This window comes from Colwellia sp. Bg11-28, from assembly GCF_002836245.1.
Taxonomy (GTDB): Bacteria; Pseudomonadota; Gammaproteobacteria; order Enterobacterales; family Alteromonadaceae; genus Colwellia; species Colwellia psychrerythraea_A.
On sequence record NZ_PJBA01000006.1, the window covers coordinates 1,153,061 to 1,167,984 of the forward strand.

A 14,924-nucleotide genomic window follows, 5' to 3' on the forward strand; every position below is an offset into this window, starting at 1 on the left:
CACTTGTTTGCTTTATCACTTGGTGACTTGAGTAATGTTTAGCACTAATACGGTATCTAAGGTGATCAATTGCCATTGGATATTTAAGTCATATAAACTCATGCCATAAACTTTATCATCAGTTTTACCGCGTTTATAGGCAGGTCGAGGATCTTGTTTTAATACTTGCTCTATTAATAATCCTAATTCACTATCACGTTGTTGATATTTTATCAGGTCAGCTTGCATTTGCTCACTAAATACAACGGATAAAGCGGCATCAGGTTGCTCTTGTGCAAAACCTGCATCAGCATCAATAATCGCGTCAGAATAGGGCACATAAGGCTTTATATCGATAATAGGCGTGCCATTTAATAAATCTAAACCAGAGATATGTAAAATGGTTTGCTTTTTTTCTGTCACAACCTTATCGAGTTTCACTACGGACATGCCAATTGGGTTTGGCCGAAAAGTTGAACGGGTTGCCAGTACACCTGTTTTTACATTACCGCCAAGTCGAGGCGGGCGTACCAAAGGCTTCCACCCTTGTTCTTGTGTGCCATGAAAGACAAAGAGTAACCATAGGTGACTAAATTGTTCAATATCACGAACTAACTCATGATTATTAGCGTCACCAAGTAGCACTACTTTACCTTTTGCCGCACTGACTAAATTTGGCTGACGAGGTATGGCAAACTTCTCTTGATAGGGCGACTCAATGACGCCAATGGCATCAAATTTAAAGCTTTGTGCATCATGAGTGGTTTCGCATGTGTTTGACATTTTATTGTTCTACTTGCTCGTCAGGGACAGCTAATCGATAAGCTTTACCGTAACAAACAACTTGTGCGACACAATGTTTGGTTTCTATATCAATACAGCTAGTAAAAATAATGGCGTTGGCTTTTTTCAAATAAGCAGCTTGTCTCGCTTGTGTACGCGCATTAATTGCATCGGGTGCGGCAAGATGTGGCTCTTTTTGGCAATCTTCACCTTCAACCAAACCTACATATTGATAATTTACGTTAAAATCTTGTTCGTCATTAAATATTTTAACTTTACTAGCGCTAAAATATTCCTCGGCATTATCAGCCTTAACGTTGCTTTCAAAGGTATAGTTACCTGTACATCCCCCAAGCATAGTTGTTAATAGAACGACTGTTAGTGCTAATTTTAAAGGTCTTTTTGGGATAGAAATAAAGCTCATACAATTTCCTGAATTAAAAAGCATTAGATATTAAAAAAGGTATAGTGAAACTCGTATCTTGAAGTATCATGGGTATATATATTAAAAAAGGTATAGTGAAACACCATACCTTTTTTGTTAAATATTTTTACTTAAGATATTACTTCAAGCATTACTTGAGGTATTACTTAACACGCATACCGGCTTTAGCGCCATCATCTGGATTTAATATCCATAAGTCTTTATCACCAGGACCAGCAGCAAGTACCATGCCTTCTGACATACCAAAACGCATTTTACGTGGTGCTAAGTTAGCAACCATGACCGTATGCTTGCCGATTAAATCTTCTGGATTGTAAGCCGACTTAATACCCGCGAAAACTTGACGAGTTTCTGTGCCTTCTTCATTAAGTGCTAAAGTTAGCTGTATTAATTTATCAGCCTTTTCAACATGTTCAGCATTAATGATTTTAACTATTCGTAAATCAATTTTTGCAAAATCATCAAACTCAATTTCTTCAGAAATTGGGTCTGCAGCTAAAGGATCAGCAAGAGCAGCTGAATTATCAACTACTTTAGCGGCTTTCTTTTTCTTAGCTGGCTTTTTCTCTTCTTCTACTGGTGCGCCTAAGCTATCTTTTGAAGCATCAGTCATCGCATTAACTTTATCCATATCAACACGTTGTAATAACGCTTTGAACTTATTGATTTTATGGTCAGTTAATAAGGTTTTGTGTCCTTCCCAAACAAGCTCGTCATTTAAGAAAGCAGCGGTGCTATCTGCAAGTACAGGTAGTACAGGTTTTAAATAAATCATTAGCGTGCGGAACATGTTGATACCTAATGAACAAATGTCTTGCACTTCTTGTTGCTTAGTTTCGTCTTTAACAAGCTGCCATGGTTCTTTTATAGCAATATATTCATTTACTTTATCAGCAAGCGCCATTATTTCGCGCATACCACGGCCGAAATCACGTGATTCATAATGAGCAGCAATACTATCACCCGCAGCCATTACTTCATCCGCTAGTGCTTGATCATCAATGTTCGTTGATAACATGCCATCAAAACGTTTGGTGATAAAACTGGCACAACGAGAAGCGATATTAACCACTTTACCCACTAAATCAGAGTTAACACGTTGAACGAAGTCTTCAAGATTTAAATCTAAGTCATCAATCTTGTGCGTTAATTTAGTCGCGTAGTAATAACGTAAATATTCTGGGTTTAAATGATCTAAGTAAGTACGACCTTTGATGAAAGTCCCTTTAGATTTAGACATTTTCTCTCCGTTCACGGTAACAAAACCATGAGCGAAAACAGCCGTAGGCTTGCGGAAATCAGCGCCTTCTAACATGGCTGGCCAAAAAAGGCTGTGAAAGTTAATAATGTCTTTACCGATAAAGTGATATAGCTCGGCGTCTGAATTTTTATTCCAAAAGCTGTCAAAATCGATAGTAGAGTCTTTATCACATAGGTTTTTAAAACTGCCCATATAACCAATAGGCGCATCTAACCAAACATAGAAAAATTTACCTGGAGCATTAGGTATTTCAAAACCAAAGTAAGGCGCGTCACGGCTAATATCCCACTGCTTTAAACCTTGTTCGAACCATTCAGTCAGTTTATTCGCTACTTCTTCTTGCAATGCACCACTGCGTATCCAGTCTGATAACATGGTTTCAAAAGCAGGCAAGTCAAAGAAGTAATGTTCAGAATCTTTTAATATCGGTGTAGCACCTGAAATAGCTGAACGTGGGTTAAGCACTTCTGTTGGTGAATAAGTCGCACCACAGTTGTCACAGCTATCGCCATTTTCATCTTCACTTTTACATTTCGGACAAGTACCTTTAACAAATCGATCAGCTAAGAACATGCCTTTTTCAGGATCATATAACTGAGAAATAATGCGGGTTTTAATATGACCTTTCGCATGTAAAGCGTTGTAAATTTTTTCAGAGTATTCTTTGTTTTCATCGCTATGCGTTGTGTGGTAATTATCAAAGCTAATATGGAAGTCACTAAATTCTTTAATACGCTCTTCACGCACACCATTGATCATTTCTTCTGGTGTTATGCCAAGCTCTTGCGCTTTAAGCATAATTGGCGTGCCATGAGCATCATCAGCACAGACAAAATACGTTTCATGTCCACGCATTCGTTGAAAACGTACCCAAATATCGGTTTGAATATGCTCTAACATATGGCCTAAATGGATAGAACCATTGGCATAAGGAAGGGCACAAGTAACTAGAATTTTGCGCTTTTCTGCTAAAGAATGCGATGCAGTGTTTGATGTAGCTTCAGATAAAGTAGTGTCAGACATGAAAAATAGTTGTTTTTGATGGTAATAATGTCGGCAATAGTACAGAATTTAGCGATGATTTTCATTAGTTGAATGCAACTAATTTCGCTATTTCTCTTATAAAGGTCTCCAAATGACTATGTTTGGTAAAATTTTTTCAAAAAAAACGCCTAAAACTGACATTAAATCAAACGGTGAAGCACTTAACACATCCGAAATTGAACAGTTTATTAAAGACACATTATCGCATTATATTTCAGACAATTTTCCACATGGTGTTCTAGCCGTTTGTCAGCAATTGAGCATCACCCAAAAGAAAAAAATCACTATCAAGCTACTTATGCCATTTGTCTGTCAAGGTGAATTAGATTTGTTGGCACAAACGTTAAGTGAAAATTTAGCGCGCACTGTTAATTTTGAAATCGACTTAGCAATAAAACCAGTGCGCCAATTCTCGCTGGGTAATGATAAAAATAAAGCAGGGCAAGAGGGGATGCTACAAGGTAAAGTAGCTAATATTATAGCCATCGCCTCAGGTAAAGGTGGCGTAGGTAAGTCAACCACTACGGTTAATTTAGCGTATGCCTTAATGTGCGAAGGTGCCCGGGTAGGGATTTTGGATGCGGATATATACGGCCCATCAATTCCTTCCATGCTTGGTCTTAAAAATGAGAAACCAAGCTCTAGTGATGGCAAACTTATGACGCCTGTAGATGCCAAAGGTTTGAGTGCCATGTCTATTGGCTTTTTAGTTGATGAAGCTGATGCCACCGTTTGGCGAGGTCCTATGGCCAGCTCTGCATTCAATCAATTATTAAATGAAACCGATTGGCCAGCGCTTGATTATTTACTCATTGATATGCCACCTGGTACGGGAGACATTCAATTAACCTTAGCGCAGAAGGTACCTGTTGCAGCTGCTGTGATCGTAACCACACCACAAGATATCGCTTTAATAGATGCTGTTAAAGGTATTGCCATGTTTGATAAGGTTAAAGTGCCGGTATTAGGTATTGTCGAGAATATGAGTTATCACCTTTGCGAAAACTGTGGCCATAAAAGTCATATTTTTGGTGAAGCAGGCGGTGAGCATATGGCAGAAGATCATGAAACAAAACTGTTGGGACAATTGCCGTTAGATATTACTATTCGCCAAGATGCTGATTTTGGTGAATCTGACATAATTGAAAATAGCGCTGGTGAAATAGCCAATCATTACCGTAAAATAGCCCGAAATGTTTCGGCACAATTATTTTTACAGTGTGACACTGCCAGCCCATTAACCGCGACTGTAGCCCATAAGGCTTAAGCGCAACTAAGGTAAAGACAAGCCATTATGAGATTATGTGATAAAGATATAGAACAATACCTTGATGATGAGAAGATAATTATCGAGCCAAAACCTGACAGTTCAATGATCTCAGGCGTCAGTGTTGATATTCGTTTGGGCAATGAATTTAGAGTTTTTCAAGATCATACCGCTCCGTATATTGATTTAAGTGCTCCTAAAGGTGAAGTCCAAGAAGCGATGAACTCAATTATGAGTGATGAAATATTCATTGCTGATGGCGACGCCTTCTTTTTACACCCTGGAGAGCTAGCATTGGCTGTGACTTATGAATCAGTGACATTGCCAGATAATATTGTCGGTTGGTTAGACGGGCGATCTTCACTTGCCCGTTTAGGCTTAATGGTTCATGTAACCGCGCATCGTATTGACCCCGGCTGGTCTGGTCAAATAGTCTTAGAGTTTTATAACAGTGGTAAATTACCCTTAGCGCTACGTCCAAAAATGAAGATAGCGGCGTTAAACTTTGAAACTATGTCATCAAGCGCCGCACGCCCTTACAATAAACGCGAAGACGCAAAATATAGAGATCAAAAAGGCGCTGTTGCTAGTCGTATCAGTCAAGACGAGAAAGTTAACAAGTAAAGAATCATAGAGTTAGTTAGTCAAATAGCGAGCTTAGCTCGCTATTTCTATTTTAGCAGGACTAGAAATTTGATTTACGCAGGTTTCTAGGGCATGAATAAGTTTTTCATTATCATGATGGTGTGGCACTTTGTTATGAGTTAAATCTTGGCAAATGACATTAACTTTATCTGAGCTAATTCTCTCATCTTGGCAAATAACGCTGTCAACTGGCATGCAACCGATATTTCTTTCAATCCAGTTAAGCTTCTCATCTAATGTTAATTTAGCGGCAGGGCTCTGCTCAGCAACAATATTATCGATAAAAACACAATGTCCTTTACGTTTATCTATTGCTTTGGCGATATCTCTCACTAAAAGTGGTGGTACAACACTGGTTAAAAAGCTGCCTGGACCTAGAATGATAAGATCAGCATTCTCAATCGCATCAAGACAGGGCTTAACCGACTTAACTAATGGCGCCAACATTAAATCGGTTGGCATTATTGGCATTTCATCTACAGAGAGTTCACCGAGGCGACAACGTCCTTCAGGATAAAAAGCCATTAAGTCTGTTGGCGTTTCAGACATAGGTAATACTTGTGTTCTAACACGTAATATACGGCGCACGAGTTTAATTGAATCCATAGGGCTAGATTGCACTTTGCCCAGACCATATAGAATCAAGTTACCCAGGTTATGTCCACCAAGCTCATCATTACCTTCAAAGCGAAAATTGAATAGCTGACTACCAATGGAATTTTGATCCACTAACTGAGTTAAGCAATTACGTAAATCACCCCATGCAATAGTACTACTTCTTTTTCTTAGTCTGCCTGTTGAACCACCGTTGTCGGTAGTCGTTACAATCCCGGTGAGTTTGTTACCCATAAAAGATAGGGTACAAAGCACACGGCCTAAACCGTGTCCGCCGCCAATGGCGACAATGTTAAGTTTTTTGAGCTGCATACGGTTTGCTGCTTTCATTATGTATGGCTAAGTAAGACAAACCATACCGTTAAATAGCAAAAAGATAAAGTAACTAAGCGTAAGGAAAGCAATATACCTATACCCGTCACCAATCAATATGCAGGTTTCGGAGTGTTTAAGCAATTTCAATTCAAGGCGCTATGATGAAATAACCTTGGTTTAAAATGAATGCCTTGGCTAAAGCACTTTTAACACCCACTAAAATCTTTCACTTTGAATGGTAACGGGTATGTACTCGTTACCATTCAAAACTGATGGTATAAGGTTGTGAGGCATCCAATTTTGATGTTGCAGTAAAGAAATAGGGGATTACCCCTATTTCTTTACTGCGCTAAAACTGTAATGACTCACAAACGCTGCGAAATAAATCTTGAAGTAATTTGGTGACCTACATTTCGGATGTTGAAATAGAGTGAACAATGGTTTGTATGTTGAGGACAGATAACGAGCTATTTTTAGCTGTTCAATAATTACACTATCATTACAGGAAGTTAGTTAAAATTAGATAAGAAATAACCACCTTGGTTATTATGCGATCAGTTAATGCAATTCTTTATAAATAAATGCCTTTTTTTATAAATAAGTGTTGACAGTTTCTTAGCTGCTGCTTAGAATGCGCCTCGTTTTCAGCAAGTGTTAGGTCCACTGGTTGAGAGCATGTTTGATAGCTATTAGGCCAGTTATTGAACGACTCGAATATTTCGGGGCTATAGCTCAGCTGGGAGAGCGCTTCGCTGGCAGCGAAGAGGTCTGCGGTTCGATCCCGCATAGCTCCACCATATTAGGTTTTTTGTTAACGTTAAACTCTTGAGTTTTCATTAACAAAAAATAGATAGTTTAATTGGTTTGTTAATATTATTTATAATGTAAACGCTAATTTGTGTCCCTATCGTCTAGAGGCCTAGGACACCGCCCTTTCACGGCGGTAACAGGGGTTCGAATCCCCTTAGGGATGCCACTATTTTCTTTATCTCTTCTATTTATAGGTGAGGTAAAGGCAATTAAGTTTGCTTAAACTTATAAAAAACTAAGCAATGTTTTGAAATAGTATTTATCAATGTTTACTTTGAAAAATCTAGTTCTGTATTGGGTAAAGTCGTTCGGTCTCACAGGCTCAACACTCACCTAACACAAAACTAACGAAGTATACTTCGAAAAAGCTAGTTCTGTGTCCCTATCGTCTAGAGGCCTAGGACACCGCCCTTTCACGGCGGTAACAGGGGTTCGAATCCCCTTAGGGATGCCAATTCTCTTTTGAGAATGAGCATTAAGTAAAAAAGTTGCTTAAACTTTTAAAAAATTAAGCTGTTCTGAAATAGCATTATGCTAGTTCTGTGTCCCTATCGTCTAGAGGCCTAGGACACCGCCCTTTCACGGCGGTAACAGGGGTTCGAATCCCCTTAGGGATGCCAATTCTCTTTTGAGAATGAGCATTAAGTAAAAAAGTTGCTTAAACTTTTAAAAAATTAAGCTGTTCTGAAATAGCATTACGCTAGTTCTGTGTCCCTATCGTCTAGAGGCCTAGGACACCGCCCTTTCACGGCGGTAACAGGGGTTCGAATCCCCTTAGGGATGCCAATTCTCTTTTGAGAATGAGCATTAAGTAAAAAAAGTTGCTTAAACTTTTAAAAAATTAAGCGGTTCTGAAATAGCACTATGCTAGTTCTGTGTCCCTATCGTCTAGAGGCCTAGGACACCGCCCTTTCACGGCGGTAACAGGGGTTCGAATCCCCTTAGGGATGCCACTTTTATCTATACCTGTAAAGGAATGATGAAAGAGAGCATGCAGTTATCTTATTACTGTTAAGTCCTGTATTTTAAATACAGTATTTAAAATAAGAAATTAGAGTTTTAGTTTTTCAATGTCTTTAATTATTGACCTTGATGAAATTAAATCAGCAGAGTGATCTGCTAGATAGTTTGAAATGATTTAGTGTTACTAGTTAAATCAATCAGTGTCCCTATCGTCTAGAGGCCTAGGACACCGCCCTTTCACGGCGGTAACAGGGGTTCGAATCCCCTTAGGGATGCCACTTTCTTTCTTGAATGAATGAGTAAGCGAGTAACTACACAAGAAAACCCACGTAATATGTAAATATTACGTGGGTTTTTTTTTGCCAAATTTTTAGTGCTTATTATTTTATACCAAGTCCATTAAGTTATTTCCCACTCAGCGAGAATTAAAAGGCTTAAAGGCAAGGCATTGATTGAAGAGAATGGTTATTCAGGAGAATATGCTCCTGCATTCTCTAATAAGCTGCATCCATGCAGCGTCCTTGTCAAAATCAATAACACAGCATGTAAGCCTTTACTTTTTATTAGGTACTCGCCCTAGGGAGCTTGTCAGAAAAGCAATAACTGCACAAATTTGTGAGATATAGAATGACTATACCAGCAAAAATTATGTTTGTTATAACTCTTCTGACATAGCTCTGAGGTGGGAATAAATTTAATGGAATTGGTATTATTGTGAGTTTATCGTTGGCAGCGTTTTATTTTCACTTTATAGTATTATTAAATATGAATTTTCATCTGATTGAATTGTAATGAGGAAGTAATATGCTCAAAATTAACTATCCTATAAAAGGCGCGTGTCAATGTGGACAGGTGACCTATCAATTATTAGCTGCACCACTTATGGTCGCTGCGTGTCATTGCCGTGAATGTCAAAAGCTATCAACAAGTGCTTTTAGTATTACAGCCGTAGTTAATGCTACCGATGTTGTTTTTTCTGGAGAAATGTCAGATTGGAGTCGCTTGGCTGATAATGGCAATACTAACGGGGCAAAATTTTGTCCATGCTGTGGTAATCGTATCTACCATTTTAATCCAAATTTTCCTGATAAAATAAAATTAAAACCGAGTACGTTAGAAGATACTAGAGTCATACAGCCCACTATGCATATTTGGACCAGTGAAAAACAAGCATGGTTTAAATTGCCATTAGACTTACCCTCTCATGAAAAGCAACCGTTCTAATTCTCTTAATTGAATATTCGTCATAAGTATTACTAGAGCGTAATGAAAAGGATAATGGATGTCAGAAAATAAGAAAACCTCTATCTCTCTTGTGTTAGGTAGTGGTGGCGCAAGAGGGTTAGCGCATATCGGTGTTATACATTGGCTAGAAGAGCAGGGGTTTGAAATTACTTCTATTTCTGGTTGCTCAATGGGCGCACTCATTGGTGGTATTTATGCAGCGGGTAAACTTGATGTATTTGAGCACTGGGTAAGAGACATAAGCAAAGTTGATATATTTACCTTACTGGATTTATCGTGGCAAAAAAATGGCTTGGTTAAAGGTGACAAAATAATTGCGACTCTTACCGAGTTAGTAGGAGACATCAACATTGAAGAACTTCCCATTAAATATACAGCGGTTGCCGCTGATATCGCTTATGAAAAAGAAGTCTGGTTAAGCTCGGGTAGTTTATTTAGTGCGATTAGGGCTTCTATTTCATTACCACTATTTTTTACGCCCTTTCATTACAATGGTGTGGACCTAATTGATGGGGGTGTACTTAACCCGGTGCCCATTGCCCCTACGTTTAGTGATAACACTGATTTCTCAGTCGCGGTGAATCTAGGTGGAAGTATTAAAACACTAAACGATGCAGAGACTCAGGTAAGCCTTATCGAAAATAAGCCTTCGAGTAAATTGGATAGTTTCTTAGCGCGATTTAAGAGTAAAGCTGTGTTACACAATGCGAATGAGTGGGGCGCTTATGACGTTGTCAATCAGGCGTTCGATGCTATGCAGAGTACTATTGCTCGACAAAAATTAGCGGCATATCCAGCGGATTATTTTGTTGAAATAGCACGTAATGCGTGTGGTACATTAGAATTTCATCGTGCAGATGAAATGATAAAGCTGGGTTATGATACCGCACAAGCTTCGTTAACTACGCTAAAAAATAATGAGTGAACAGTTTAACTTTCTAAGAATTAACGGTTTAAGAAGTACTGTTCCTCTTTTTCATTAAGTGCCCATACTATAAGGAATATAACGTGCTAAATGGTATTCATCATGTGGCAATTATCTGTTCTGATTATGAAAAATCTAAAGATTTTTATACTCGAATTTTGGGATTTAGAATCATTGCAGAAAACTATAGAGCAGATCGAGATTCTTTTAAATTAGATTTAGCATTAGCTGATGGCACTCAAATTGAGCTGTTTTCATTTCCTGGTGCACCTAAAAGGCCGAGCTTTCCAGAAGCTCAAGGACTTAGACATTTGGCTTTTAATGTCGAAAACGTTGAGGCGGTTAGTCAGTATTTGACGAACCTGGGTGTTGATGTTGAATCAATTCGAGTGGATGAGTATACGGGTAAACAGTTTACATTTTTTAGTGATCCTGATGGTTTGCCCTTAGAGTTGTATCAGCAATCTTAATTCGAAAATATAAATGTGAATACACCGTTTTATAATAAAACTTATGCATTATGCGTGATACAAGGGAAATGAAATGAACTATCAAGACGTTATCGATTTTTGGTTTAAAGAAATAGAGCCGGCTCGCTGGTGGGTTAAAGAGTTAAGCTTTGATCAGGAGATATTAGCAAGATTTTCTGACCTTCATCAGTCGGCAATACAATGTGAATTAGTGCATTGGCGTAAAACAGCCTCTGGTCGCCTTGCCGAGATTATTGTCTTGGATCAATTTTCACGGAACATGTATCGAGATACCCCACAATCCTTTGCTTACGATGGAATGGCCTTAGCTCTAGCACAAGAAGCAATTGCTTTGGGCGCAGATAAAACACTGGAGCCGATAGAGAATAGTTTTTTATACATGCCTTTTATGCACAGTGAATCATTAGTTATTCATGAAAAAGCCATAGCGCTTTATCAGGCTAATGGCATAGTGAGCAATGTTGAATTTGAAGGCAAACATAAAGATATTATTGAGCGTTTTGGTCGTTATCCACATCGAAATATTATCTTAAATAGAGAATCTACCGACGAAGAAGTTGAATTTTTATCGCAACCTAACTCCTCGTTCTAATTTATATTGTTAACCCGATGACTAAAAGCAGGGCGCTCGGGTAACATATTTTGGTACCTCATGTTAAAAGTCATTTGGTTAAGCTTAATAAATAAACTAACTAATGAACAAATCAAGAACAATAATCTTCAGAGAGTTTAGAGATTAACTTTGTTTGCTGGTTAAGGCGAAGGTTATACAACCCATAAGCGACTCCCGTGACTACTTCTAGTAGCTGGGGAGTGCGTTATCATACTTCAATAATTAATAGTCCTACTATCTACGGGCTTTACTTAACCATCAATGTTTCCTGATCAAATTATTTTATTGTTAAAATTTTAACTAAATTTTACTGTAACTTTAAAATTGTCGACAATTATACTTAAGTCTACTTGATTAATTCAAGATTTCAGATATTATTGATTCATATTATTTTGTTTGTCGACAATGTTATGTGATTCGACAACATTACCTTAAAGTTAATATTTAGGTTCATAAGGCACATTATGCTCTTACAAAATCCAACCAAACAAGCCGCAGTGACTACTGCTGATAAAGTTTTTGAGCAGCTTCAATTTGCCATTGTTGAAGGTGAGATGGCTGCGGGTAGTAAAATAAGTGAGCCTGAGCTTGCTAAGCGTTACCAAATAAGTCGTTCCACATTGCGTGAAGCGTTAAATCGTCTTGAAAAATGTCATTTAATAGAGCGCAAAGCAAATGTTGGCTCACGTGTAGTTGATTGCACCATAGAAGGTTTACTTGAGTTATATATAACGAGAGAAGCACTTGAAGGTATGGCATGTCGCCAAGCGGCATTAAATATGACCGATGAAGAGATAGAACATATGCAAGATATGCTCACTCAACATGCAGGTGATAAAGCGTTGCAAGATGGCGTAGCTTACTACCAAGAAAAAGGTGATCTTGATTTTCATTATAAGGTTATTTTAGGTAGCCATAATAAACAATTAATCGAATTGATTTGTGGCCAGCTATATCACTTAATTCGTATGTATCGTTGTCAATTTGGTATGAATAGCCCTAGAGCGAGTCGTGCTTTTGATGAACATTCACGCATAATCCAAGCAATTGCAGATCGAGATGGAGAATTGGCAGAAATGCTAATGCGACGTCACATTGCTGCATCACGTAAAAATATCGAAAACAAAATATCAAAAGAAATCGCTCAAAAAGAGCAAAACAAAATACAACTCATCAAGTCTTAAGAGGAAATATATCATGACTAGTCAATTATCTGCAGGCGCAAAATTTCGCCAAGCGTTAGTAAATAACAAACCACTACAAGTTGTAGGCACAATCAATGCTTACAGCGCTATGATGGCTGAGCAAATAGGTCATCAAGCCATATATTTATCAGGTGGCGGTGTAGCCAATGCCTCTTATGGTTTACCAGATCTTGGTATGACGTCATTGAATGATGTTGTTGCTGACGTACAAAGAATTACCGGTGCTTCAAGTTTACCTTTACTTGTTGATATCGATACGGGTTGGGGCGGTGCGTTTAATATAGCTAAAACTATTCGTGATATGGAAAAAGCAGGCGCAGCAGCTGTTCATATTGAAGATCAAGTAGCGCAAAAGCGTTGTGGTCATCGTCCAAATAAAGAAATTGTTTCAACAGAAGAAATGGCTGACCGTATTCGCGCCGCTGTAGATGCACGTATTGACCCTGATTTTTTCATTATGGCCCGTACAGACGCTTTTGCTCAAGAAGGTCTAGAAGCGGCTATTGAACGTGCTAAAGCATACGTTGCAGCAGGTGCTGACGGTATTTTTGCAGAAGCGATTCAAACAGAAGAGCATTATCGTGCTTTCACTGAAGCTTTAGATGTTCCTGTTCTTGCCAATATCACTGAATTTGGTCAAACAGAACTTTGGAATAAAGAACAATTAGGTGAGTGGGGTTGTGCGATGGTGCTTTATCCATTATCAGCATTTCGTGCCATGAACAAAGCCGCTGAGTCTGTTTACAGAACATTATTAAATGATGGTGATCAAAAAGCTGAAATTGACAACATGCAAACACGCATGGATTTATATGACTACCTTGGTTACCACGATTATGAGCAAAAACTAGATTCGTTATTTGCTGATGGAAAAAATAAGTAATTTACCTATAAAAATATTAAAGAATGAGGAAAGAATTATGTCAGATAAAAAAATTAGTGGTGCAGGTTTACGTGGTCAAAGCGCAGGTGATACGGCTCTTTGTACTGTTGGTCAATCAGGCAGTGGTTTAACCTATTGTGGTTATGATATTTCTGATTTAGCTGATAATGCTACCTTTGAAGAAGTAGCTTATTTATTATTCAACGGTGAATTACCTACCAGTGGTGAATTAGCTGAGTACAAAGCTGAATTACTAGCGATGCGTGATATTCCGCAAGCATTAAAAGAAGTATTAAAACTAATCCCTAAAGAAACACATCCTATGGATGTTATGCGTACCGGTTGTTCTTTTTTAGGTAATGTTGAACCAGAAGTTGATTTTTCTGAGCAAAATAAAGCAGCTAACCGTTTATTAGCGGCATTCCCTGCAATCATGTGTTACTGGTATAAATTTTCTCATGACGGTGTTGAAATTGATTGTACTACTGAAGAAGCGTCACTTGGTGGTCACTTCTTACGTCTGCTTAATGGTGAAAGCCCATCTGCACAGCATGAACGTGTTATGGATGTTTCGTTAATTTTATATGCTGAGCATGAATTTAACGCGTCAACATTTACTGCCCGTGTTTGTGCATCAACCTTATCTGATATGTTCTCTTGTATTACTGGTGCAATCGGTACTTTACGTGGACCACTTCACGGTGGCGCTAACGAAGCGGCTATGGATATGATCCAAAAGTTCACTTCTCCTGCGGATGCTAAAGTTCAGATGGCTGGAATGCTAGAGCGTAAAGAAAAAATTATGGGCTTTGGTCATGCAATCTACCGCACGTCAGATCCACGTAATGTCATTATCAAAGCATGGTCTGAAAAACTAGCAGCAGAAAATGGAGATACATCACTTTATGATATCTCAGTTGCTTGTGAAGAGTTCATGTGGGACACGAAAAAATTATTCTGTAACGCTGATTTTTTCCATGCTTCGACTTATAACTATATGGGTATTCCAACTAAACTGTTTACTCCTATTTTTGTTTGTTCACGTCTAACTGGCTGGGCTGCACACGTAATGGAGCAACGCTCTAATAACCGTATAATCCGTCCAAGTGCTGATTATACTGGTGCTGAACCACGTACAGTTAAGCCTATCTCTGAGAGATAGTAGAGACTGGTTATTTGCCACAACTTCATCGTTATTGAATGAGTGGCAAATACCATTACTTATACCAATTGCACTAATAAATTGATCAACTTAGAGTTATATTAGCGAGCTTAAAACAATCAAAATTACTTAAACATAGTCGTTCTATATTTCTTTAATTTTGAGCGGTTATTAGTTTGCTAATGAACTCCCAAAGGGCGAGTATAAAAGGCCTACACGCAGCGTTATTGATTTTGAGAAGGGAATAACCATTCGCTTCAATCAATGCCTTGC

The 14,924-nt window shown here is 38.3% G+C and carries 13 protein-coding genes and 7 tRNA genes; 16 read left to right on the forward strand and 4 right to left on the reverse strand.

Going from position 1 to position 14,924, the window contains the following annotated elements:
• Positions 1-15: 15 nt before the first annotated feature.
• From tsaA to metG, 3 genes are all read right to left on the reverse strand, one after another.
• Positions 16-762: a tRNA (N6-threonylcarbamoyladenosine(37)-N6)-methyltransferase TrmO gene (gene tsaA, locus CXF79_RS12130; RefSeq protein ID WP_101155188.1), complete on the reverse strand. Its 747-nt coding sequence runs from the start codon at positions 760-762 to the stop codon at positions 16-18.
• Position 763: 1 nt separating this feature from the next.
• On the reverse strand, positions 764-1,186 hold the full coding sequence (gene rcsF, locus CXF79_RS12135; protein ID WP_011043639.1) for an Rcs stress response system protein RcsF: 423 nt from the start codon (positions 1,184-1,186) through the stop codon (positions 764-766).
• A 163-nt stretch (positions 1,187-1,349) separates the two neighbouring features.
• Entirely contained in the window at positions 1,350-3,491 is a 2,142-nt protein-coding gene (metG, locus tag CXF79_RS12140) for a methionine--tRNA ligase (RefSeq protein ID WP_011043638.1), read from the reverse strand.
• 112 nt (positions 3,492-3,603) lie between these two features.
• Here metG and apbC point away from each other — a divergent pair, with 112 nt between their 5' ends.
• On the forward strand, positions 3,604-4,779 hold the full coding sequence (gene apbC / locus CXF79_RS12145; RefSeq protein WP_101155190.1) for an iron-sulfur cluster carrier protein ApbC: 1,176 nt from the start codon (positions 3,604-3,606) through the stop codon (positions 4,777-4,779).
• Between the two features lie 27 nt (positions 4,780-4,806).
• Positions 4,807-5,403 (forward strand): dCTP deaminase, encoded by a 597-nt coding sequence (gene dcd, locus CXF79_RS12150; RefSeq protein WP_011043636.1) that lies wholly within the window; start codon positions 4,807-4,809, stop codon positions 5,401-5,403.
• Between the two features lie 33 nt (positions 5,404-5,436).
• Here dcd and CXF79_RS12155 read toward each other — a convergent pair whose 3' ends face one another.
• On the reverse strand, positions 5,437-6,369 hold the full coding sequence (locus CXF79_RS12155; protein ID WP_232769160.1) for a gluconeogenesis factor YvcK family protein: 933 nt from the start codon (positions 6,367-6,369) through the stop codon (positions 5,437-5,439).
• Between the two features lie 706 nt (positions 6,370-7,075).
• Here CXF79_RS12155 and CXF79_RS12160 point away from each other — a divergent pair.
• The 14 genes from CXF79_RS12160 to prpC all read left to right on the forward strand — a co-directional run bounded on the left by CXF79_RS12160 (position 7,076) and on the right by prpC (position 14,651).
• Positions 7,076-7,151, forward strand: a tRNA-Ala gene (locus tag CXF79_RS12160).
• A 103-nt stretch (positions 7,152-7,254) separates the two neighbouring features.
• Positions 7,255-7,330, forward strand: a tRNA-Glu gene (locus tag CXF79_RS12165).
• A 212-nt stretch (positions 7,331-7,542) separates the two neighbouring features.
• Positions 7,543-7,618 (forward strand) — tRNA-Glu (locus CXF79_RS12170).
• 90 nt (positions 7,619-7,708) lie between these two features.
• Positions 7,709-7,784 (forward strand) — tRNA-Glu (locus CXF79_RS12175).
• A gap of 90 nt (positions 7,785-7,874) precedes the next feature.
• Positions 7,875-7,950 (forward strand) — tRNA-Glu (locus CXF79_RS12180).
• Positions 7,951-8,041: 91 nt separating this feature from the next.
• Positions 8,042-8,117 (forward strand) — tRNA-Glu (locus tag CXF79_RS12185).
• Between the two features lie 212 nt (positions 8,118-8,329).
• Positions 8,330-8,405, forward strand: a tRNA-Glu gene (locus CXF79_RS12190).
• A gap of 526 nt (positions 8,406-8,931) precedes the next feature.
• Positions 8,932-9,351: a GFA family protein gene (locus CXF79_RS12195; protein ID WP_011043633.1), complete on the forward strand. Its 420-nt coding sequence runs from the start codon at positions 8,932-8,934 to the stop codon at positions 9,349-9,351.
• 58 nt (positions 9,352-9,409) lie between these two features.
• Positions 9,410-10,297, forward strand: coding sequence for a patatin-like phospholipase family protein (locus tag CXF79_RS12200; protein ID WP_101155192.1), 888 nt, complete (start codon positions 9,410-9,412; stop codon positions 10,295-10,297).
• An 83-nt stretch (positions 10,298-10,380) separates the two neighbouring features.
• A complete protein-coding gene (gene gloA2 / locus CXF79_RS12205) occupies positions 10,381-10,767 on the forward strand; it encodes an SMU1112c/YaeR family gloxylase I-like metalloprotein (protein ID WP_101155194.1) in 387 nt (128 codons plus the stop codon).
• Positions 10,768-10,840: 73 nt separating this feature from the next.
• Positions 10,841-11,380, forward strand: a complete 540-nt coding sequence (locus CXF79_RS12210; RefSeq protein WP_101155196.1) for a DUF924 family protein — start codon at positions 10,841-10,843, stop codon at positions 11,378-11,380.
• 485 nt (positions 11,381-11,865) lie between these two features.
• The gene (locus CXF79_RS12215) at positions 11,866-12,585 is read left to right on the forward strand and encodes a GntR family transcriptional regulator (protein ID WP_011043629.1); all 720 of its coding nucleotides are present in this window, start codon (positions 11,866-11,868) and stop codon (positions 12,583-12,585) included.
• A gap of 13 nt (positions 12,586-12,598) precedes the next feature.
• Complete coding sequence (prpB, locus tag CXF79_RS12220; RefSeq protein WP_011043628.1) at positions 12,599-13,489, forward strand: methylisocitrate lyase; 891 nt, start codon at positions 12,599-12,601, stop codon at positions 13,487-13,489.
• Between the two features lie 37 nt (positions 13,490-13,526).
• Positions 13,527-14,651, forward strand: coding sequence for a bifunctional 2-methylcitrate synthase/citrate synthase (prpC, locus tag CXF79_RS12225; RefSeq protein WP_011043627.1), 1,125 nt, complete (start codon positions 13,527-13,529; stop codon positions 14,649-14,651).
• The last annotated feature ends 273 nt before the right edge of the window (positions 14,652-14,924 follow it).